Genomic DNA, 20957 nt, shown 5'->3' on the forward strand with positions numbered 1-20957 from the left:
GGCCGCCGTGTCAGCACGGCCCCACCGGCCACGAACCGATCCGTCAGGAGCAGTGATGCACGGCCCCGTCCCGGCCCACCCGCCGCACCGTCCCCCCGCGCAGGGCACGGTCATCCTGCTGCGGGTGGTGTTCGTGGCCACCGCGGTGCTCAGCCTGGGGCTGCTGGCCTGGGTGCCGATGTTGCGGGCCGCGATCGTGCAGCGCGGGCAGCTGGGCTGGTGGCTGTTCGGCGGCGACCTGGTGGCGGTCATCGGCGCCTGCGTGCTGATCACCAGCTACGCCGAGACGGACTGGCGCACCAACGTCGGCGTGGGCCTGCTGCTGATGCAGATCGCCGCGGCCGTGGCCTACTACCTCGTCGTCGACACCCGTGCCCGGCGCACCGCCGCCCCCGGCACCGGCCACGTCCCGGCGGCCTACCCGGGCCTCGCGGGCATGCCGGGCACCCCGCCCCTCGCCGGCATCCCCGGCACCCCGCCCCTCGCGCAGCCCTACGGCCCGCCGCAGCCGCCCGCACCGGGCGTCTTCCACAGCCGGGAGACCCAGCCGTACCAGGGGCCCCGCCCGGCCAACCCGTACGCCGTCACCGAGACCCGGCTGCCCCCGCCGCCGCCCGGCCACCACCCCGCGCCCGCCCCGTACCTCCCCGCGCCCGCGCCCCAGGAGCGTCCGCAGCCGCAGCGCATCGACCGGGTGCGGGCCGAACTCGACGAGCTCAGCGACTACCTCCGCAAGGAGGAAGGGCGGTGAACGGCCGGGTCATCGGCGACCGTTACGAACTCTCCGCACTGCTCGGCCAGGGCGGGATGGGCCAGGTCTGGATCGGCTACGACCGCCGGCTGGACCGCCGGGTCGGCGTCAAGCTGCTGCGCCCGGACCGGGTGGCCGGCACCCCCGACGGCGAGGAGATGCGGCGCCGCTTCGTCCGCGAGTGCCGGGTCACCGCACAGGTCGACCACCCCGGGCTGGTCACCGTCCACGACGCCGGCAGCGACGGCGAGGACCTCTACCTGGTCATGCAGTACGTCGAGGGCGCCGACCTCTCCGACCACCTCGCCGAGCACGATCCCTACCCCTGGCCCTGGGCGGTCTCGGTCGCCGCCCAGCTCTGCGCCGTGCTCGCCTCCGTCCACGCGGTGCCGATCGTCCACCGCGACCTCAAGCCGCGGAACGTCATGATCCGCCCGGACGGTTCCCTGGTCGTCCTCGACCTCGGCATCGCCTCCGCGCTGGACACCGACACCACCCGCCTCACGCACACCGGCTCGCCCATCGGCAGCCCCGCCTACATGGCCCCCGAGCAGGCCATGGGCGGCGCGGTCGGCCCGTACACCGACCTCTACGCGCTGGGTGTCCTGCTGCACGAACTCCTCAGCGGCGAGGTCCCGTTCGCCGGGTCGACGGCCCTCGGCGTGCTCCACCGCCACCTCCACGAGGAGCCCGTGCCGGTGCGGAAGCTCCGCCCCGACGTCCCCGAGGCCCTCGAAGCCCTCGTGCTGCACCTCCTCCGCAAGGACCCGCAGGCCCGCCCCGCCGACGCGCAGGAGGTCTACCAGGCCCTGGCCCCCCTCCTGCCCACCGCCACCGTGGGCTCCCCGGCGACCCCGCCCGCACCGCTCGCCCCCATGGACCCCACCCGTCCCTTCCGCCACCCCCAGGCCCCCTGGCCCCTCCGCTCGTCCCCCCAGCCGACCCCCACCGCCCTCTCCACCCCCCAGGCCCCGACACCGCCCCCGCCCGCTGCCCCGGCCGACCCCCGCGTCTCCGCCCTCTCGGGTGCGCTGACGTCCGGTGGGGCCGTGAACTCCGCCCCGAACGCACCGGGCCCGCCGCCACCAGCGGCGACCGGCACCTCCCGCCCGCCCGGCGCCTGGACCTCCGCCGCCACCCCCCTGGTGCCCCCGCCCCCCTCGTCTCCCCCCTCCACCGGACCGGACGTCGCCGCCGCCGTCGACGAGGTCAAGAACCTGCTCGACCAGGGCCGGATCACCCACGCCGTGGACATCCTCGGCAACATCCTCCCGGCCGCCGCCGAGCGGCACGGCGCCCACTCCCCGGTCGTCCGCACCCTGCGCAAGCAGTACGCCGCGACCCTCATGGACGACGGCCAGTACCGCCGCGCACTGCCCGAACTCCGGCTGCTGGCCGAGGAGTACGCCAAGGAATCCGGCGCCGGCGCCACTCGCCAGGCCCTCCAGTTCCACTACGAGGCCGCCCAGTGCCTCGAACAACTCGGTGAGGTCGCCCAGGCCCTGGAGGAGTTCCGCGCCCTGCTCCCCTACTTCGAGCACTACGCCGACGACCCCCTCCGCCCCCTGGAGATCCGCCGCTCCATCGGTCACCTGCTCCTCGCCCAGGGCGAACGCGGCGCCGCCCAGGAGACCCTCTCCCGCCTCCTCTACGACGCCGAGCGCCTCCACGGCCCCCACCACGCCTTCCCCACCGAACTCCGCCGCACCCTGTACTGGCTGAGCCAGGTGCAGGGCTAGCGGCGCCCGCCGAGAGCGCTCGTGGCGGAGTCCGCCGTGCGGGTGTCCGCTACGGGCATATCCAGCAGTAGAGGTGCTGCCCGCGGCTGACGGCGCGCCTCGCCAAGGCGGCGAGGCCGGTGAGGAAATGGGCCAGGGAATCCGGGTCGGGCGGGGTGAAGAAGTCGCCGGCGGCGGCCCAGCCCTGGGCGACGTCGGGCAGCAGTGCGGCGTCGAAGGAGGCCAGGGCGTCGCGGAAGTCGTCGGTGAGGGTGACCGCGACCACCTCGCCCTCGCCGCGCACGGGTATCAGGGAGCACCGGCGGGGCGTGGTCAGCAGCGCCTTCGCCGCGGTGCCCGTGATGAGGGACTCGGCGAGCAGCAGGTCGTCCGCCGGATCGACGCCCTTGACGACCAGTTCGTCGTAGTCACCTTCGGTCGGCCGGTCGCCGTCCCGGAGCACGGCCCGGGCGGCCTCTTCGTCGTCGGCGGCGGCGTAATAGCCGTAGAGCACTCCCATACGTCGAGCATGGCAGCCGCCACTGACAACCGGCCCACCGACAACCGGCCCACCGACAACCGACCCACCGACAACCGGCCCCGCCCGGCGCGGGCTACGGCTTCGGGGCCGCCGCCTCCAGCGCGTCGACGGTGCCCGACATGACCGTGCGCAGATGCGCGGTGAGGTGGTCGACCGGCCAGTCCCACCAGGCCAGGTCCAGGAGGCGGGCGATGTCCGCGGCGTCGTAGCGGTGGCGGATGACGCGGGCCGGATTGCCGCCGACGATCGCGTAGTCGGGGACGTCGTCGACGACCACGGAGCCGGCCGCGATGACCGCGCCGTGGCCGATCCGGACGCCGGCCATCACCATCGACCGGTGGCCGAACCAGACGTCGTTGCCGACCACCGTGTCACCGCGCCCCGGCAACCCCGTGATCAGGTCGAAGTGCTCGCTCCAGGAGCCGCCCATGATGGGGAACGGGAAGGTCGACGGGCCGTCCATGCGGTGGTTGGCGCCGTTCATCAGGAACCGCACGCCCTCGCCCAGCGCGCAGAACTTCCCGATGACCAGCCGCTCCGGCCCGTAGTGGTAGAGGACGTTGCGGGTCTCGAACGCGGTCGGGTCGTCCGGGTCGTCGTAGTACGTGAAGTCGCCGACCTCGATCAGCGGCGAGGTGACCAGCGGCTTCAGCAGGACGACCCGGGGCTGCCCCGGCATCGGGTGGAGGACGGTCGGATCGGCGGGCACCCCGGCGGGCCCGTCGGGGACAGCGGTCATGGACATCACTCCTCGGACGACTTCTCACGCGATTCCTCGCGCGGGCCATGATCGCTGGCTTCGGTGCCGGACGCCCGTGAGTTTTCAGAGTCCGGCCGGCTCGCAGGTGACCAGGTAGTCCGCGGTGTCCAGGGGCTGGTCGGTGAAGAACCTGACGACCAGGTCGACCACCGCCTGGGCGCGTTCGAGGGCGACCCAGTGGTCGGACTCGGCAATGGTCAGAAAGTGGCTGTCCTCGATGGTGGCCGCGAACTCCCGCTGCTTCTCGGGCGAGGACACCGTGTCGTGCTCACCGCAGAAGACCAGCGCGGGCACCCCGGTCAGCCCGCCCGACGGGTTGAGCTCCTCGGTGGCCGAGCGGTCCAGGACCGTGAAGCCGTGCGGGATGTGCGTGACGGCATGCATGATCAGGCGCTTGACGTAGCGGTGCACCAGCTTGCGGTGGCGTACGAAGCGGCTCTCGTCCTGGCACAGCCACAGTTTCAGCGCCAGGTCGACGAACTCCTCCGGCTCACCGGCCGCCATCCGGGCCGCGGCCTGACGCCACAACGACAGCTGGGCGTGGGTGATGTGCGCCGGCACGCCGCCCAGCAGCAGCCGCGCGATCCGGTGCGGCCGGCGCTGCGCGAAGGCGAAGGCGATCGCCGAACCGAACGAGTACCCGAAGAGGTTGACCCGGGCCACCCCGAGGTCGTCGAGGACGTGCTCGACCGCCCGGCACATGGTCGCGAGGCCCTGGTCGGGGCGGAGCGGATCGGCGTTGCCGGAGCCCGGCAGGTCGATGGTGATCAGGCTCGCCAGCGGCGACACCGGCTCGTCGAGGTGCTGCCAGCCGTATTTGTCCTGCAGCGCGCCGCCCAGCACCAGCACCGGTTCGGTCCGGGGCGCCGGCTGCCGCACCAGCCGGTAGGAGTAGGACAGCCCGTCCACCCTCAGGGCGTGGACCGCTTCGTTGCTCATGCGTCTCCTTCGCGCGGGTGCCACGCCGGGACCGGCGGTGGGCTCACCCGCGGCTGACGACCAGGGCGGCGTTGTGCCCGCCGAACCCCAGTGAGGTCTTCACCGCGCAGTCCAGCCGCGCCGGCCGGGCTTCCTTGGCCACCACCTCGACGGGGATGTCGGGGTCGGGCGATACGAGGTTCGCCGTCGGCGGCACCAGTTGGTGCTGCACCGCCAGCACGGTGAACGCGGTCTCGATGGCGCCGGCCGCGCCGAGGGTGTGGCCGGTCATGGCTTTGGTCGAGGTGACCAGGGGGTGTTCGCCGAGCACCCGGCGCAGCATGGTGCCCTCGATCAGATCGTTGAGGGCCGTCGAGGTGCCGTGCGCGTTGACGTGCCCGATGTCGGCCGGGTCCGCGCCGGCGTCGGCCAGCGCGGCGCGCAGCGCGCGTTCCGCGCCGGCACCGTCGGGATGCGGGGCGACCGGGGCGTAGGCGTCGTTGGACGAGCCGTAGCCGGTGATCTCGGCCCTGATCCGGGCGCCCCGCGCCCGGGCGTGCTCGGGCCGCTCCAGGACGAGCAGCCCGGCGCCCTCGCCCAGGACGAAGCCGTTCCGGTCGGCGTCGAACGGGCGGCAGGCCGCGGCCGGATCGTCCCGCCGGGTGGAGAGGCCCTTCATCTTGCACATGCTCGCCACCAGCAGCCGGGAGCAGGCCGATTCGGCGCCGCCGGCGAGGGCGATGTCGCACATGCCGGCCCGCAGCAGCTGACGGGCCAGGCCGATGGCGTCGGTACCGGAGGCACAGGTGGTGTTCACCGCGAGGCTCGGACCGCGGGCGGCCAGATCGCGGCAGACGCTCGCCGCGGCGCTGTTGCCGGTGGTGAGGGCGGCCAGCACGGGGGAGACCCGGCGCGGCCCGCGCTCCAGGAGGACGGTGTGCTGCTCGTCGTAGGCGGGGAGCCCGCCGTTGGCGGTCCCGATGAGGACCGCGACCCGGTCGCCGTCCCACTCGGCGGGGTCCAGCCCGGCGTCGGCCACGGCCTCGCGGGCGGCCAGCACCGCCAGTTGGGAGAAACGGTCCATCAGGCGGCGGGAGGCCACGTCCAGGGCCTCCTCGATGTCCAGGCCGTCGACCAGGTACATGAAGTCCGTGGGCAGGTCCTGCAGTTCGGCCGGCCGGCGCACCCCGGACGGTGTGGTGGCGCGGGTGATCTCCCGCCAACTCGCGCCCGCCCCGGCGCCGGCGGCGGTCAGCATGCCCAGACCGGTCACGGCAGCCGCGTACGGCTGCTGCGCGGGGCCGGTCGCGTACCCGCCCGGGACCGGGCGGGGCTCCCGGCCCGGGCGGCTCACGCGGCCGCCACGTGCACGGCCGCCAGCAACTGGCCGTAACTGTCCCGGGGCGTCAGCTCGACGTCCTCCAGATCCACCTGGAGACCGTCCTCGATGAGCAGCCGCAGCTCCTCCAGCGCCAGCGAGTCGACCCCCAGCTTCCGCAACGGGACCTCCGGGTTCACGGAGAGGGGATCCACCCCGAATTTCGTCGTCAACAGGGTCCGCACCTGTTCCGCGATGTCCACTCCAGCCACCTTTCTCACCGGTTGGGGCCCGCCGGACTATGGGGACAACGCCACAGACGCCCGTTGAGTCACGCCACGCCCGGCGTTCGTGCGGTGCGCCGTGCGGGGCGGGCCGAGGACCGCCCGGGCGGCCGGGCGGACCGTGCGGGCCGGGTGCGGGGCGCAGAAACCGACCACGGCGCAGATCGTTGGCCGAAGCAGTGGCCTGGGCCACGCCGACTTCATAGCATCGATCACTCAAGGTCGAGACTCCGTCGCACGATCTGCCGGGAGGCCAAGTGTTCCGCCGTAGGACAGCGCTCTCCGTATCCGCCACCGCCGCTCTGCTGGCCGCGACACCGCTGCTCACCGCCTGCGGGGGCCAGGCGCACCCCGGTGCCGCCGCCATCGTGGACGGCAAGCGGATCACCGTCGCCCAGCTGCAGGCGAAGGTCCGGGACGTACGGGCCGCGCAGGCCAGGTCCCCGCAGGGCGGCCAGCTGATCATGAACACCGGCCGGCTCAGCCTGGCCACGCTCAACGGCATGATCTTCGACGAGGTGCTGGCGCGCGGCGCGAAGGACGCCGGGGTGACGGTCAGCCGCAAGGACGTCCAGGCGTGGCGCGGCAAGGCCGAGAAGCAGGCCGGCGGGGCCGAGCGGCTGCAGGCGATGTGGCTGCAGCAGGGCATCGCCCCCGACGAGGTCGACGGCACGGTCCGCAACCAGCTGCTGCTCGACGGCATCGCCCGGCACCTCGGCGCGGACCGCGGCAAGCCGCAGGGCCAGCAGAAGCTCGCCCGGTCGCTGGCCCGGACGTCCCGGTCGATGGGGATCGACGTCAATCCGCGCTTCGGCAAGTGGGACGACCGGCAGGTCATCCTCGGCGAGACCAAGGACCCGTGGATCGCCGCCGCACCGGTGCGGCAGCAGACCTGATCCGGGCGGGCGGCGGCGCGGGCGCCGGGCGGTGCCGGTGGGGTTGTCGGTGGGGTGCGTTACTTTCGATGGGTGAACGCTGACGCCTCCGCCGCCGACGCCGGCGCCGCCGCCCGCCCCGAGGGCCCCGGCACCGGACGCCTGGTCCTGCTCACCACCAGCCACCGGGTCGCCCCCGGGCTGCTGTCCTGGCCCGCGTGGCAGGTCCTGCGCGCCGCCGAGCGGGTGCTGTGCGCCGATCCGGACCATCCGCAGCTGCCGTATCTGCGCGAGGCCGGCATCGCGGTGGAGACCGCCGCCCCGACCGCCCGTGAGCTGGTCGACTTCTGCGTCCCCGAGGACCGTACGGCCGTCGTGCTGACCTCGGCGGAGGGCGAGAGCGCGCTCACCGACGGACTGGCCCGGCTGGCCGGCTCCGGCCGCGAGACCATGCCCGACCTGGAGCTGCTGCCCGGCTCGTACGACCTGCCCGGCGCCCGGCTGCTCGACCTCGTCCAGGTCATGGACCAGATCCGCGCCGAGTGCCCCTGGAGCAGCATCCGGACCCACCAGGACCTCGCCAAGTACGGCCTGGAGGAGGCGTACGAGATGGTCGAGGCCATCGAGGCCGGCGACCGGGTCGAGCTGCGCGAGGAGCTGGGGGACGTGCTCCTCCAGGTCGTCTTCCACGCCCGGATCGCGCAGGACGACCCGGAGGAGCCGTTCTCCATCGACGACGTGGCGGGCACGATCGTGGAGAAGCTGATCCACCGCCATCCGCATGTCTTCGGGGAGGCCGAGGCGGCGACCCCGGAGGACGTCAAGGCGCACTGGATACGCACCAAGGCCGTCGAGAAGCAGCGCGGCTCGGTGACCGAGGGCGTGCCGCTGGCCCAGCCCGGCCTGGCCCTGGCGGCGAAGCTGGCGTCGCGGGTGCGCACGGCGGGCCTGGACGTGCCGCTGCCGGCCGGCCGCGGCATCGGGTACGAGCTCCTGGCCATGGCGCTCCGCGCCGAGGCGGAGGGCACCGACCCGGAGGCGGCGCTCCGCGCGGCGGCCCGCGCCTACCGTGACGCGGTGCTGGCGGCGGAGGGCGGGGCCGCTTAGCGGTTTCCTGCTGATCCGGCAGGGCTTCTGAGTACCTTGGGCGCAGGGTGGGTTGCGGGGCACGCGGGGTGAGGGGGCACGGTGGGAGCGGAGATCGCGGAGCTGGCGAGCATGGGCGCGACCGCGGTGGTGCAGGCCATGGCGACGGACGCCTGGGCGGACGTCCGGCTGAGGGTCGCGGAGCTTTTCCGGCGCGTGGAGGCCGACGCCCCCGCCGAGGCTGCTGCCGAAGCCCCTGCCGAAACGCCCGCCGAGGCGGCGGACGCGGCGGAGACGCCCGCCCCGCCGCGGCCGGTGGAAGAGCCGTCTCCCGCTGCGCCGCCCGAGACGTCGGGGTCGTCGGAGTCGTCGGACGAGGTGACCGCGCGCTGGCAGGCCAGTCTGCGCGGCCTGCTGGAGCAGTATCCGGAGGCCGCGGTCGAACTCCGGTCCCTCTGCGAGGAGTTGACCGGCGAGGCGGCCGGGAAGCTGACCGAGGGGGTGGTCGGCGAGTCGGCCGGGGAGGTGGCCGGTGAGTTGGCCGCCGGGCCGGACGGCCACCCCGTCCCGCCGGTGCGCAACTCCGTGACCGGTGGCCTTCAGGGCCACGTCATCCAGGCCGCCTCCATCAACTCGCTGACGTTCCACGCCAGTTCGCTTCAGAGCGCGCTGCCCGACCCCGACGGCTGGCCGCGGGCCGAGGACGTCGACCCGGTCGCCCTGGGCGTGCGCCCCACGCACCGGATCCCGGCCCTCCCGCCGCTGCCGCCGTACGTCCTCCGGGACCGCGACGACGCCCTCATCGCGGCGGTCACCCGGGCCCGGGAGGCCGGCGGCCTGGTCCTGGTGCTCGGGGAGCCGTTCGCCGGCAAGTCGCGTACCGCGCTGGAGGCGATGGCCCAAGGGCTCGCCGGATTCCGGGTGTTCGCGCCCGCGCGCGGCGCCGACCTGCGCGGTCTGCCCGCCCTGTTACAGGGGCGTCCTGGCCGGTACGTCCTCTGGCTGGACGACCTCGACGGGCACCTCGGCGACGCCGCGGGCGGGGGCGGGGGCGGTGGTCTGGAGCCGAGGCTGCTGGCCCGGCTGACCGCGCTGGGCGTGACCGTGCTCGCCACGATGCGTGAGGACGCCTACGACGAGCACCGGCACACCCCGCACGGCCGGGTACTGGACCTGGCGACCGTGGTCGAGCTGGCCCGCGGGTGGAGCCCGGCCGAGCGGGCACGGCTGGCGCAGCGTGCCGGACGGACGGGGGACCGGCGGCTGGTCGACGCGCTCTGTTCCAGCGGACCGGAAGGCGCGGCCGCCTATCTGACGCTCGGGCCGCTGCTCTGGGACGAGTGGTGGCGGGCCCGCCGCGCCGACCGCCATCCGCGCGGCCACGCCCTGGTCCGGGCCGCCCTCGACCTGGCCCGCTGCGGGCTGCGGGGCCCGCTGCCGATGGACCTGCTGGTCAAGGTGCACGAGGGCTATGCGGACGTGACCGGTATGGACCGGGAGGCGGTGCCGGACGCCCAGGCCTGGGCGAGGGAACGCCGCCACGGTCTGCTGCGGTTCCTGGTGCGCGGCACCGGCGACACCTGGCGGATCGCGCCCTTCCTCCTGGAGGCGGCCGAGCGGCAGGACACCCTGCCGCCGGTGGACGGCCGGATCTGGCGCTTCGCCCTGGCTGTGGCGCGGACGGACGACACGTACGACTACCCGAGCGTCGCGGCCACCGCCCGCGAGGCGTTCCGGCGGGCCGCCGAGGCGGGCGACGACACCGCGCTGCACAACCTCGGGTTGGTGGCCGAGTCGCTGGGGGAGCGGGCGGAGGCCGAGGAGTGGTTCCGGCGCGCGGCGGATGCGGGGCGGCCGGAGTCCGCGGGGCGGCTGGGCCGGATGCTGGCCGACCGGGGCGAGGGCAAGGCCGCCGAACCGTATCTGGAGCTCGCCGCGGAGTTGGGGGACGCGGAGGCGGCCACGCTGCTGGGGAAGCTGCTGCGGGAGCGTGCGGAGCGCTGGCTGGGCGTCGGAAGGGAGGGCGGGAATATGGAAGCGGCGTGTCTATGGGGCGATCTGCGGCTGGCCGCCGGGGACGACAACGGCGCCTTCGAGAGCTACTACGACGCGATCCGGGCCGGTTGCACCGAAGCCGCTGGGCGCTGGGCGAGCCTGCTCCTGCTGTGGAACGACCGCGGAACCGCCGAAGTGTGGTTGCGGCGCGCGGCGGACTCCGGCGACAAGCAGGCGGCGCAGCGGCTGCGCGACCACTTCGATGCGGTATCGCCCTACAGCATCGACCTGGAACTCCGGGAGGACGCCGACGAGGGCAAACCCCTCGCCGCCGCCAACTTCGGCATCTTCCTGGAGTGCCGGGGCCGCCCGGAAGAGGCCCGCCCCTGGTACGAGAAGGCCTACGAATCCGGCGACCCCCACGGCGCCTTCCGCCTCGCCGAGCTGCACAAGACGGCCGACGAGCCCGCCGAGGCCCGGGCCTGGTACCGCAAGGCCGCCGCCCTGGGCCACCCCGGTGCCGAGCGGGCCCTCGACGAGGGCCCGGGCGAAGACGGGAGCGGGGACACCGTCATCGGGTGACCGATACCGTCACCGCGGCCGGCTCCTGCTCCCGTGCAGCCCCGTCCGGCCGGGCACGGCGGCGCGCCAGCCGGTCCAGCAGCCACACCGCCACCGCGGCCGCCGCCAGCCCGGCCCCCATGGCGCACACCCAGGACCAGCCCCCGGCGGACCACACCACCGAGGTCAGTGCCGAGCCGACCGCGCCGCCCGCGAAGTAGCTGGTCATGTAGGCGGAGTTGAGGCGGTTACGGGCCTCGGGGCGAACGCCGTAGATCAGGTTCTGGTTGCTGACGTGCATGCCCTGGGCGGCGAGGTCCAGCACGATCACCCCGGCCAGCAGCGCCGCCAGCGACCAGGTGCCGCCCGCGCCGCCCAGCGCCAGCAGCCCCCAGGAGCCGAGCAGCAGGAACGCCGCGGCGCCGGCGACGTGGTGGACCAGTCCGCGGTCCGCCAGCCGGCCGGCGGCGGACGCGGAGAGCGAGCCGGCCGCGCCGACCAGCCCCAGCAGACCGATGGCGGACTCCTGCCAGCCGTAGGCCGGTCCCGACATCAGGAACGCCAGCGCCGTCCACAGCGCGCTGAAGCCCGCGAAGGTCAGCGCGCCCAGCACCGCTCGCCACCGCAGCACCGGCTCCTGGGCGAACAGCGCGAGGGTGGAGCGCAGCAGCGCCGGGTAACGCAGTCCGGCCGTGGTGCGCAGGGCCGGCAGCCGGAGCCGCAGCAGGACGGCCATCAGCGCCATCAGCCCGGCGTTGACCCAGTACGCGGTGCGCCAGCCGCCCAGCTCGGCGAGGGTCCCGGAGGCCGTACGGGCGAGCAGGATGCCGAGCAGCAGACCGGTCATGAGGGTGCCGACGGTCCGGCCGCGCTCCTCGGGGGCGGCGAGAGTGGCCGCGTACGGCATGACGACCTGCGCCGCGACCGAGGCCAGGCCGGTCAGCGCGGTGCCGGTCAGCAGCACGGCGGCGTTGGTCGCGCTCGCCGTCACGGTGAGGAAGACGGCGGTCGCGGCGCACAGCGTGACGGCCAGCCGCCGCCGCTCCACCAGGTCCCCGAGCGGGACGAGCAGCAGCAGCCCGAGGCCGTAGCCGATCTGTGCGACGGTCACCACCAGCGCGGCGGTGGACGCCGAAAGCCCCAGGTCATGGCCGATGACGTCGAGCAGCGGCTGGGCGAAGTAGTTGCCCGCGACGGACAGACCGGTGGCGACGGACATCAGCAGCAGCGTGCCGCGGCCCAGCCGTCCCGGCCGGCCCTGCGCGGACCGGTGTGCGTCCTCGGCTGTCATACCTGACCTCCCCGTTCGTGCCCGCGACCACCGTGGCGGCGGGCTTCACCCAGCGTCGGGCAGCTGGCACCGATGAGTCCAACACATGGTTTTCATCGGACCTATCTCGAATAGCGATTGATCTCGGATGACGATGGGTTGTTCCGGACGGTGGCAGGATCGGTCGCCATGGAGCTCCAGCAGATGCGCTATGTCGTGGCGGTGGCCGAAACGGGCGGGTTCACCCGGGCCGCCGAGCGGTGCCACGTCGTGCAGTCGGCCCTCAGCCACCAGATCGCCCGGCTGGAGAAGGAGCTCGGGGCGCGGCTCTTCGACCGGACCAGCCGCAGCGTCCGGCTGACCGCCGCCGGCGAGGCGTTCGTCCCCGTGGCGCGGCAGGCGCTGGCGGCGGCCGAGCGGGCCCGGGCCGAGGTGGCGGCGGCGACCGGGGAGGTGCGCGGCCGGCTGGCGGTGGGCGCGATCTCGACCGTGGCGGCCGTCGATCTCGCCCGGGAGCTGGGCGACTTCCGCCGGCGCTGTCCGCGGGTGCGGGTCGGCCTGCAGATGGAGATGAGCGATCCGCTCATCGAGAAGGTGCGGGAGGGAACGCTGGACGTGGCCTTCGTCGGGCTGGTGCCCGCCGCCCGCCCGTCCGGCGTACGGGAGCGGGTGCTGGCCCGCGGCGAGCTGGTGGCCGTCGTACCGCCGGGGCATGCGCTGGCGGGGCGGGAGTGGACGACGCTGGCGCGGCTGGCGCGGGAGACCTTCGTGGACTTCACGGCGGGTTCGGCGGCCCGGCGCCAGCGCGACGAGGCGTTCCGGGCGGCCGGGCTGTCGTCGGAGGTGTCCTTCGAGGTGACCACGGTGGAGTTCCTGGCGAAGCTGGTGCGGGCCGGGCTGGGCATCGGCATGGTCCCGGAGGCCATCGCCGCCGAGCTGTCCGGGCTGCACATCGTGCGGGCGCGGCCGGCGCCGGAGCGTACGGAACGGGTGGTGTGGAGCGCCCTGGGGCCGTCCCCGGCGGCGGTGGCCTTTCTGGAGGGGCTGGGGGTGGATCCGGGCGCGTCCTGAGGGGGGACCACCGGGTGGCCCGGGGCGGGGCCGCCGTCCGTGCGCCGGGCGTCCTCCGGGGCGGTTACGGTCAGAGGGTGCACGACAAGCCCCACCCCACCCCTACGGACCCCGCGCCCGCCGACAGCGCTCCGGACCGCCCCGCGGGCTGCCCGGCAAACCGGCCGGTCCCGCCCGCGCCCGCGCTGTTCACCTGGGAGTTCGCGTCCGATCCGTATCCGGCGTACGCCTGGCTGCGGGAGTACGCGCCGGTGCACCGCACGGCGCTGCCCAGCGGGGTCGAGGCATGGCTGGTGACCCGCTACACCGAGGCGCGGCAGGCGCTGGCCGACGCCCGGCTCTCCAAGAACCCGGTGCACCACAGCGAGTCCGCGCACGGCAAGGGCAAGGTCGGCATCCCGGGCGAGCGCAGCGCCAACCTGATGACGCATCTGCTCAACATCGACCCGCCGGACCACACCCGGCTGCGCCGGCTGGTCAGCAAGGCGTTCACACCCCGTCGGGTGGCCGAGTTCGCGCCCCGGGTGCAAGAGCTGACCGATCACCTCATCGACGGGTTCGCCGGCCGCGGCGAGGCCGATCTGATCCACGAGTTCGCGTTCCCGCTGCCGATCTACGCGATCTGTGACCTGCTGGGCGTCCCGCGCGAGGACCAGGACGACTTCCGGGACTGGGCGGGCATGATGATCCGGCACGGGGGAGGGCCGCGCGGCGGGGTCGCGCGGTCGGTGAAGAAGATGCGCGGCTATCTCGCCGAGCTGATCCACCGCAAGCGGGAGGCGCTGCCGGCCGTGCCGACGCCCGGTGAGGACCTGATCTCCGGGCTGATCCGAGCCTCGGACCACGGTGAGCACCTCACCGAGAACGAGGCCGCCGCGATGGCGTTCATCCTGCTCTTCGCCGGTTTCGAGACCACCGTCAACCTCATCGGCAACGGTCTCCACGCCCTGCTGGGCCACCCCGCCCAGCGCGAGCTGCTGCAGAAGTCGCTGGCGGCGGGCGACACCGAGCTGCTGACCACCGGCGTCGAGGAGCTGCTCCGCTTCGACGGCCCCGTGGAGCTGGCGACCTGGCGGTTCGCCACCGAGGAGCTGACCCTGGGCGGGCAGCGGATCGCCGAGGGGGACCCCGTCCTGGTCGTCCTGGCCGCCGCCGACCGTGACCCGGCGCGCTTCCCCGAGCCGGACGTGCTCGACCTGACCCGGCGTGACAATCAGCATCTGGGCTACGGGCACGGCATCCACTACTGCCTGGGCGCCCCGCTCGCCCGGCTCGAAGGGCAGACCGCGCTCGCCACGCTGCTGACCCGGCTTCCGGACATCCGGCTTGCGGTGGAACCGGGCGAATTGCGCTGGCGCGGCGGGCTCATCATGCGCGGACTGCGGTCGCTGCCGGTGGAGTTCGCGCCCGAGCGGCCCTGACCAGCGGCGAAGGCCGGTGGTGACAGAGCGTCAGGACGTGACCTGCGCGTGATCTTTGCTACACCGACTTGTGACTACCCGTGACCCCGGCTACCTTTCGATCCACGATCGACGGCTCCTCGAACACATTGCCGAGGAAGCCGCCGGATCGCGACAACTCAACCGCCGCGCGAAAGGCATCCGCATGCGTTCCGGGAACGGCCGACACCGTCGCCCCCGTCAAGCACCGGCCATCTTTGTCACGGCGGGAGTGACCGGCTCGGCACTCGCACTGCCCCTGCTCTCCGCCAGTGGCGCGCACGCCGCCGACACCGCGACCTGGGACCGGGTCGCCCAGTGCGAGAGCGGCGGCATCTGGAGCTCGGACACCGGCAACGGCTTCTACGGGGGCCTCCAGCTCACCCAGGACATGTGGGACCGGCACGGCGGCGGGGCCTACGCCTCGCGGCCCGACCTCGCCAGCCGCGCCCAGCAGATCGCGGTGGCCGAGACGATCCTCGACGACCTCGGCCCGGACGCCTGGCCGAGCTGTGCGGTGAACGCCGGCCTGACGAAGGACGGCCGGGCGCCGCAGGTCGACCCGGGCGGCACCAGCGCCCCGATACCCGACCCCTCGGACGACGACGGCTCCACCGGCTCCACCGGGATGCACGACGGAACGGCCGACAACCCCGGTGGCGATGCGGGTGACGAGCCGGCCGGTGACGAGCCGTCGCAGACCACGCCGTCCCCGTCCACTCCCGCCCCCTCGGACTCCGCCGGCACCGGCGAATCGTCCCCCGGCCCCGACCGGACCTCCGGGCCGTCCGGCGACGCGACACCGGGCGACCGGGGCGAGGACCCGTCCGGCACCCCCGGCCCCTCCGACGACGGCAGCGGCACGGACGACGGCAGCGGTACGGGCTCCGCGGACGGCACGGCCTCCGACGGGCCGCAGGACGGGTCGCAGGGCGGTACGGGGACGGACGGCGTGCCGGGCGGTTCGGGCCGGCACCGCGGCGGCGCGGACCCGGGCGAGGAGGACGGCACCGGCCGGACGGCCGGCGGGCGGCACGCCTCGCGCGGTGACGACGCGCACCGGACGCCCCCGGCGGGCGGCGACGGGTACACCGTGCAGCCGGGTGACAGCCTGTCAGCGATCGCCCAGGCGCACCGGCTGCCGGGTGGCTGGCCGGCGCTCTACGACCGCAACGAGGACGTCGTCGGCTCCGACGCGGACCTGATCCAACCAGGTCAGCAGCTCGATCTCGGCCAGTCCGCAGGGTAGTTCGCCGGTTTTGGCCCGCTTTGGCGAAAGTGAGACAAGCGTCTCGTTGTGGGGCGGTGGGCCCCGAAGGGTCCACCGCCGTCGCACCGGTCCCCACCTGCGGGTTTACGACCCCTCCGTGATCAAAAATGGTCAACTCGGTCCAGTTGGGGGGGTTTGAACGCCACGGGGATTCCTGATTACGGTCATCACCGCTCGCCAAAGCGGGCCCCTTCGATCACACGCCGAATCCTGCCGGTGGTCGGAGGCAGTTGACGCGCAAGCGCCGTAGGCAGGAGCGGGGGAACCAAGGTAGGCGCCGGCCCGGCCCGTGAAAGCGGGTCAGCCGGCTTGGGGTGAAGCCCGGTGCCCATGGCACCGGCCGGGCGACTCATCAGTCCGAACCCGACAGCTCACCTCGCAGGCGTCGGTGAGGAAACGAACGAACCATGCTGATCAACAAGGGCAAGCACCGTCGTCCCTCCAAGGCCGTCCGCGTCGCCACGCTCGCCGGTGTCGCCGGTGCCGCCGTGGCCGTCCCGCTGATGGGCGCCACCTCCGCTTCCGCCGCCTCCGTCGCCACCTGGGACAAGGTCGCCCAGTGCGAGTCCGGCGGCAACTGGTCGATCAACACCGGTAACGGCTACTACGGTGGCCTGCAGTTCTCCAACTCCAGCTGGGCCGCCGCCGGCGGCACCAAGTACGCGCCGCGCGCGGACCTCGCCACCAAGTCCCAGCAGATCGCCGCCGCCGAGAAGCTCCTCGCCCTCCAGGGCCCGGGTGCCTGGTCCTGCGCCGGCGCCGGCGGCCTGACCTCCGGCGGTCCGTCCCCCGACCTGAACACCAGCGCCCCGGTGGCCAAGTCCGCGCCGGCGAAGAGCGACGCCGCCGTCAAGCGCACCCCGGCCGCCCCGAAGCACGAGAGCGCCCCGGCCGCCCCGAAGAAGAACCAGGGCCACGGCAACTACACCGTCAAGGCGGGCGACACCCTCGCCAAGATCGCCAAGGCGCACGGCACCCACTGGAAGGCCGTCTACGCGGCCAACAAGTCCGTCATCGGCGGCAACCCCAACCTGATCTTCCCGGGCCAGAAGCTGCACGTCTGAGCCATCCCCGCACCGGGACACCCCTGGTGAGACCGGCCCCGTCCGGCGCGCCCCTCCCCCCGGCGCGCCGCGGCGGGGCTTCTGTCGTATCCCCCGTCCTTCCCACCGCCGTCCCCGCCACCGCCGGCCGGCCGTTCCGCCGGACTTTCCCCGCTCGGCGAACGTTGCGGCAAACGCCCCATGAGCTGGGCCTTTGCGCTGCTTGTGGGGTTATTCCGTCCCACGGAGCGGGCCAAGGGCAGGCGGACGCCCCCCGGGCCGTTAGGCTCGTGCTGCAACTCCAGACACCCATGAAGGAGACAACGTGCCGTCCATCGACGTCGTCGTAGCCCGCGAAATTCTCGACTCGCGAGGTAATCCCACGGTCGAGGTCGAGGTCGGCCTCGACGACGGCAGCACCGGCCGTGCCGCCGTGCCGTCCGGCGCCTCGACCGGCGCCTTCGAGGCCATCGAGCTCCGCGACGGCGACCCCAACCGCTACCTCGGCAAGGGCGTGGAGAAGGCCGTCCTGGCCGTCATCGAGCAGATCGGCCCGGAGCTCGTCGGCTACGACGCGACCGAGCAGCGGCTGATCGACCAGGCCATGTTCGACCTGGACGCCACCGACAACAAGGGCTCGCTCGGCGCCAACGCCATCCTCGGCGTCTCCCTCGCCGTCGCGCACGCCGCCTCCGAGGCCAGCGACCTCCCGCTGTTCCGCTACCTGGGCGGCCCGAACGCGCACGTCCTGCCCGTGCCGATGATGAACATCCTGAACGGCGGCTCGCACGCCGACTCCAACGTGGACATCCAGGAGTTCATGATCGCCCCGATCGGCGCGGAGTCCTTCTCCGAGGCCCTGCGCTGGGGCGCCGAGGTCTACCACACCCTCAAGAAGGTCCTGAAGGAGCGCGGTCTGTCGACCGGCCTGGGCGACGAGGGCGGCTTCGCCCCGAACCTCGGCTCCAACCGCGAGGCCCTCGACCTCATCCTGGAAGCCATCAAGCAGGCCGGCTACGCCCCCGGCCAGGACATCGCGCTCGCCCTGGACGTCGCCGCCTCCGAGTTCTACAAGGACGGCTCGTACCAGTTCGAGGGCCAGTCCCGCTCGGCCGCCCAGATGACCGAGTACTACGCGGAGCTCGTCGACGCGTACCCGCTGGTCTCCATCGAGGACCCGCTGTTCGAGGACGACTGGGCCGGCTGGAAGGTCATCACCGACAAGCTCGGCGCCAAGGTCCAGCTGGTCGGTGACGACCTGTTCGTCACCAACCCCGAGCGCCTGGCCCGCGGCATCGAGGAGGGCTCCGCCAACGCCCTTCTGGTCAAGGTCAACCAGATCGGCTCGCTGACCGAGACCCTGGACGCCGTCGAGCTGGCCCAGCGCAACGGCTTCAAGTGCATGATGTCGCACCGCTCCGGCGAGACCGAGGACGTCACCATCGCCGACCTCGCCGTCGCCACCAACTGCGGCCAGATCAAGACCGGCGCCCCGGCCCGCTCCGAGCGCGTCGCCAAGTACAACCAGCTGCTGCGCATCGAGGAGATCCTCGACGACGCCGCGGTGTACGCCGGCCGCAGCGCGTTCCCCCGCTTCAAGGGCTGACGCTCCGAAGCGCGGCGCCCCGCGGTTCCGCCGGGGCGGCCCGACCCGGGGCCCGAAAGGGCTGATCGGGCGAGCCGACCGCCCAGCGCCCCGTACGTCCCCGGCGACGGTCCCGTACCGTTGCCGGGGACGTACCTGCTTGAAGCAGACCGGCGTCCGTCAGTGAAGGGGAGACGACGTGCCCGCGGACCGGTTCTCGACCGCGACCCGACTCAAGGCGCTCGGCGAGCAGGCCGCCGCCCGCGTCTACCGCGCCCGGCCGGCCCGCCGCAACCGCCTCACCGGCCGCGCCGCCCTGCTGGCCCTGGTGATGTGCTCGCTGGTGGTCGCGCTCGCGTACCCGATAAGGCAGTACGTCTCCCAGCGCTCCGACATCGCCGACCAGCGCCGCAAGGCCCGGGACGCGGGCGCCGAGCTGGACCGGCTGCGCGAGCAGAAGGCCCGCTGGCAGGACCCCGAGTACGTCCGCCAACAGGCCCGCCGGCACCTGCACTACGTCATGCCGGGCGAGACCGGATACATCGTCCAGGACGGCTCCGGCACCGCCGCCGCCCCCAAGGGGACGCAGGCCGCGCAGCGCCCCTGGTACGACAACCTCTGGCACGCGGTCGACGCGGCCGACAAGCGGTAGCGCCGGCTCCGGCCGGGCCGCCGGTGTGCCCGGCCCGTACCGCCGGCGCGCGCCGCCCCGTACTGTCGACAGGGACGGCACGCACCGCCGTACCGCTGTCCCGTCGTCCCGGTCGTCCCGTCGTCCCGCCGTTTCACCCATCACCTCACCGAAAGCGCCCATGGAAACCCCTCCGCCCCAGACCGAGCCCACCGAGCCCACCGCCGCGGACATCGCCGCCTTCAAGGAGCAGCTCGGCCGCCCGCCGCGCGGCCTGCGCGCCATCGCGCACCGCTGCCCGTGCGGCCAGCCGGACGTCGTCGAGACGGCGCCGCGCCTGGAGGACGGCACGCCCTTCCCCACGCTCTACTACCTCACCTGCCCGCGCGCGGCCTCCGCGATCGGCACGCTGGAGGCCGACGGCGTGATGAAGGAGATGACCGAGCGGCTGGCGACCGACCCGGAGCTGGCCGCCGCCTACCGCGCGGCCCACGAGGACTACATCCGGCGGCGGGACGCCATCGAGGTGCTGGCGGGTTTCCCCAGCGCGGGCGGCATGCCCGACCGGGTCAAGTGCCTGCACGTCCTCGTCGGCCACTCGCTGGCGGCCGGGCCGGGCGTCAACCCGCTCGGTGACGAGGCGATCGCCATGCTGCCGGAGTGGTGGAAGAAGGGCCCCTGCGTGAGCCCGTGCAGCGAGCACCACAGCCCGAGCAACGGCCAGAACGACACCGAGAACGACACCGAGAACGTCACCGAGCACGCCACCGGGACCGACGAGGGAGAGTCCGAGTGAAGCGCGTCGCCGCCGTCGACTGCGGTACGAACTCCATCCGCCTGCTGGTCGCGGACGTCGACCCCGCCACCGGCGAGCTGAAGGAGCTCGACCGCCGGATGCAGATCGTCCGGCTGGGCCAGGACGTGGACCGCACCGGGCGGCTGGCACCGGAGGCGCTGGAGCGGACCTTCGCGGCCTGCCGGGAGTACGCCGCGGTGATCAAGGGCCTGGGTGCCGAGCGGGTCCGTTTCGTGGCGACCTCGGCCTCCCGGGACGCGGAGAACCGCGCGGACTTCGTGCGCGGCGTGGTGGACATCCTGGGCGTGGAGCCCGAGGTGATCACCGGCGACCAGGAGGCGGAGTTCTCCTTCAACGGCGCCACCAAGGAGCTCACCGGCCGCCCCGATCTGGCCAGGCCGTTCCTGGTGGTGGACATCGGCGGCGGCTCGACCGAGTTCGTCCTCGGCGATGATTCCGTGCGGGCCGCCCGCTCGGTCGACGTCGGCTGCGTGCGGATGACCGAACGGCACCTGGTGCACAACGGCGAGATCAGCGACCCGCCGACCGCCGCCCGGATCGCCGCCATGAAGGCCGACATCGCCAAGGCCCTGGACCACGCGGAGGAGGCCGTCCCGCTGGCCGAGGCCGCCACCCTGGTGGGCCTGGCCGGCTCGGTGACCACCGTCGCCGCGATCGCCCTGGGCCTCACCCACTACGACTCCGAGGCCATCCACCACTCCCGCATCCCGCTGGCGAAGGTCCGCGAGATCACCGACCGGCTGCTGACCGCCACCCACGCCGAGCGCGCGGCCATCCCGGTCATGCACCCGGGCCGGGTCGACGTCATCGGCGCAGGCGCCCTCGTCCTGCTGGCGATCATGGAACGCACCGGCGCCGAGGAGGTCGTGGTCAGCGAACACGACATCCTGGACGGCATCGCCTGGAGCATCGCGGACCGAGGCCCGACGGGCGGGACGGCGGTCTGACGGACGGGACGGCAGGGGTCGGCAACGGCCTCTGCCGTGCGGTGTTTTGGGCGGGTGGTTCGCCGTCCGGGCGGGAT

At 73.7% G+C, this 20957-nt stretch carries 19 protein-coding genes and 1 riboswitch; of the genes, 13 read left to right on the top strand and 6 right to left on the bottom strand.

Going from position 1 to position 20957, the window contains the following annotated elements; translation table 11 throughout:
• Positions 1-55: 55 nt before the first annotated feature.
• Together AB0E02_RS28115 and AB0E02_RS28120 are read left to right on the top strand one after the other, a co-directional pair.
• Complete coding sequence (locus AB0E02_RS28115; protein WP_362143951.1) at positions 56-751, top strand: hypothetical protein; 696 nt, start codon at positions 56-58, stop codon at positions 749-751.
• Positions 748-2490, top strand: coding sequence for a serine/threonine-protein kinase (locus tag AB0E02_RS28120; protein ID WP_362143954.1), 1743 nt, complete (start codon positions 748-750; stop codon positions 2488-2490). Before AB0E02_RS28115 ends, AB0E02_RS28120 begins: the two co-directional genes overlap by 4 nt.
• Before the next feature lie 49 nt (positions 2491-2539).
• Here AB0E02_RS28120 and AB0E02_RS28125 read toward each other — a convergent pair whose 3' ends face one another.
• The 5 genes from AB0E02_RS28125 to AB0E02_RS28145 all read right to left on the bottom strand — a co-directional run bounded on the left by AB0E02_RS28125 (position 2540) and on the right by AB0E02_RS28145 (position 6269).
• Entirely contained in the window at positions 2540-2989 is a 450-nt protein-coding gene (locus AB0E02_RS28125; protein ID WP_362143957.1) for a hypothetical protein, read from the bottom strand.
• Between the two features lie 94 nt (positions 2990-3083).
• Positions 3084-3749: a CatB-related O-acetyltransferase gene (locus AB0E02_RS28130; protein WP_362143960.1), complete on the bottom strand. Its 666-nt coding sequence runs from the start codon at positions 3747-3749 to the stop codon at positions 3084-3086.
• Between the two features lie 84 nt (positions 3750-3833).
• Positions 3834-4709 (bottom strand): alpha/beta fold hydrolase, encoded by an 876-nt coding sequence (locus AB0E02_RS28135; protein ID WP_201803710.1) that lies wholly within the window; start codon positions 4707-4709, stop codon positions 3834-3836.
• 43 nt (positions 4710-4752) lie between these two features.
• Entirely contained in the window at positions 4753-5961 is a 1209-nt protein-coding gene (locus tag AB0E02_RS28140) for a beta-ketoacyl-[acyl-carrier-protein] synthase family protein (RefSeq protein ID WP_362144034.1), read from the bottom strand.
• A gap of 77 nt (positions 5962-6038) precedes the next feature.
• Positions 6039-6269: an acyl carrier protein gene (locus tag AB0E02_RS28145; protein ID WP_030414316.1), complete on the bottom strand. Its 231-nt coding sequence runs from the start codon at positions 6267-6269 to the stop codon at positions 6039-6041.
• 278 nt (positions 6270-6547) lie between these two features.
• Here AB0E02_RS28145 and AB0E02_RS28150 point away from each other — a divergent pair, with 278 nt between their 5' ends.
• The 3 genes from AB0E02_RS28150 to AB0E02_RS28160 all read left to right on the top strand — a co-directional run bounded on the left by AB0E02_RS28150 (position 6548) and on the right by AB0E02_RS28160 (position 10828).
• Positions 6548-7186: a SurA N-terminal domain-containing protein gene (locus tag AB0E02_RS28150; protein ID WP_030414317.1), complete on the top strand. Its 639-nt coding sequence runs from the start codon at positions 6548-6550 to the stop codon at positions 7184-7186.
• Positions 7187-7258: 72 nt separating this feature from the next.
• On the top strand, positions 7259-8272 hold the full coding sequence (locus AB0E02_RS28155) for a nucleoside triphosphate pyrophosphohydrolase (RefSeq protein ID WP_362143964.1): 1014 nt from the start codon (positions 7259-7261) through the stop codon (positions 8270-8272).
• Between the two features lie 81 nt (positions 8273-8353).
• Positions 8354-10828, top strand: a complete 2475-nt coding sequence (locus tag AB0E02_RS28160; protein WP_362143967.1) for a tetratricopeptide repeat protein — start codon at positions 8354-8356, stop codon at positions 10826-10828.
• On the opposite strand, the gene AB0E02_RS28165 is transcribed toward AB0E02_RS28160, so the two are convergent.
• Positions 10818-12098, bottom strand: a complete 1281-nt coding sequence (locus AB0E02_RS28165; RefSeq protein ID WP_362143970.1) for an MFS transporter — start codon at positions 12096-12098, stop codon at positions 10818-10820. The genes AB0E02_RS28160 and AB0E02_RS28165 overlap by 11 nt on opposite strands.
• Positions 12099-12266: 168 nt before the next feature.
• Here AB0E02_RS28165 and AB0E02_RS28170 point away from each other — a divergent pair, with 168 nt between their 5' ends.
• From AB0E02_RS28170 to AB0E02_RS28205, 8 genes are all read left to right on the top strand, one after another.
• Positions 12267-13148 (top strand): LysR family transcriptional regulator, encoded by an 882-nt coding sequence (locus AB0E02_RS28170; RefSeq protein ID WP_362143973.1) that lies wholly within the window; start codon positions 12267-12269, stop codon positions 13146-13148.
• 185 nt (positions 13149-13333) lie between these two features.
• A complete protein-coding gene (locus tag AB0E02_RS28175) occupies positions 13334-14569 on the top strand; it encodes a cytochrome P450 (protein ID WP_362144036.1) in 1236 nt (411 codons plus the stop codon).
• Positions 14570-14819: 250 nt separating this feature from the next.
• On the top strand, positions 14820-15836 hold the full coding sequence (locus tag AB0E02_RS28180) for a transglycosylase family protein (RefSeq protein WP_362143976.1): 1017 nt from the start codon (positions 14820-14822) through the stop codon (positions 15834-15836).
• 212 nt (positions 15837-16048) lie between these two features.
• Positions 16049-16257, top strand: a riboswitch (cyclic di-AMP (ydaO/yuaA leader).
• 7 nt (positions 16258-16264) lie between these two features.
• Entirely contained in the window at positions 16265-16921 is a 657-nt protein-coding gene (locus AB0E02_RS28185; protein WP_201803737.1) for a transglycosylase family protein, read from the top strand.
• 304 nt (positions 16922-17225) lie between these two features.
• On the top strand, positions 17226-18506 hold the full coding sequence (gene eno / locus AB0E02_RS28190) for a phosphopyruvate hydratase (protein WP_310727206.1): 1281 nt from the start codon (positions 17226-17228) through the stop codon (positions 18504-18506).
• Between the two features lie 178 nt (positions 18507-18684).
• The gene (locus AB0E02_RS28195; RefSeq protein WP_265362439.1) at positions 18685-19137 is read left to right on the top strand and encodes a septum formation initiator family protein; all 453 of its coding nucleotides are present in this window, start codon (positions 18685-18687) and stop codon (positions 19135-19137) included.
• Between the two features lie 160 nt (positions 19138-19297).
• On the top strand, positions 19298-19912 hold the full coding sequence (locus AB0E02_RS28200) for a DUF501 domain-containing protein (RefSeq protein WP_362143982.1): 615 nt from the start codon (positions 19298-19300) through the stop codon (positions 19910-19912).
• The gene (locus tag AB0E02_RS28205) at positions 19909-20880 is read left to right on the top strand and encodes a Ppx/GppA phosphatase family protein (protein WP_362143985.1); all 972 of its coding nucleotides are present in this window, start codon (positions 19909-19911) and stop codon (positions 20878-20880) included. The genes AB0E02_RS28200 and AB0E02_RS28205 overlap by 4 nt, the downstream gene beginning before the upstream one ends.
• Positions 20881-20957: the final 77 nt, after the last annotated feature.

This window comes from Streptomyces sp. NPDC048196 (genome assembly GCF_040652715.1).
GTDB lineage: Bacteria > Actinomycetota > Actinomycetes > Streptomycetales > Streptomycetaceae > Streptomyces > Streptomyces siderophoricus.

Excerpts from the sequence above, each read along its gene's own strand:
- AB0E02_RS28165 (WP_362143970.1), bottom strand. The coding sequence starts at position 12,098 with ATGACAGCCGAGGACGCACACCGGTCCGCGCAGGGCCGGCCGGGACGG.
- AB0E02_RS28135 (WP_201803710.1), bottom strand. The coding sequence starts at position 4,709 with ATGAGCAACGAAGCGGTCCACGCCCTGAGGGTGGACGGGCTGTCCTAC.
- AB0E02_RS28115 (WP_362143951.1), top strand. The coding sequence starts at position 56 with ATGCACGGCCCCGTCCCGGCCCACCCGCCGCACCGTCCCCCCGCGCAG.
- AB0E02_RS28170 (WP_362143973.1), top strand. The coding sequence starts at position 12,267 with ATGGAGCTCCAGCAGATGCGCTATGTCGTGGCGGTGGCCGAAACGGGC.
- AB0E02_RS28185 (WP_201803737.1), top strand. The coding sequence starts at position 16,265 with ATGCTGATCAACAAGGGCAAGCACCGTCGTCCCTCCAAGGCCGTCCGC.
- AB0E02_RS28125 (WP_362143957.1), bottom strand. The coding sequence starts at position 2,989 with ATGGGAGTGCTCTACGGCTATTACGCCGCCGCCGACGACGAAGAGGCC.
- AB0E02_RS28130 (WP_362143960.1), bottom strand. The coding sequence starts at position 3,749 with ATGACCGCTGTCCCCGACGGGCCCGCCGGGGTGCCCGCCGATCCGACC.
- AB0E02_RS28200 (WP_362143982.1), top strand. The coding sequence starts at position 19,298 with ATGGAAACCCCTCCGCCCCAGACCGAGCCCACCGAGCCCACCGCCGCG.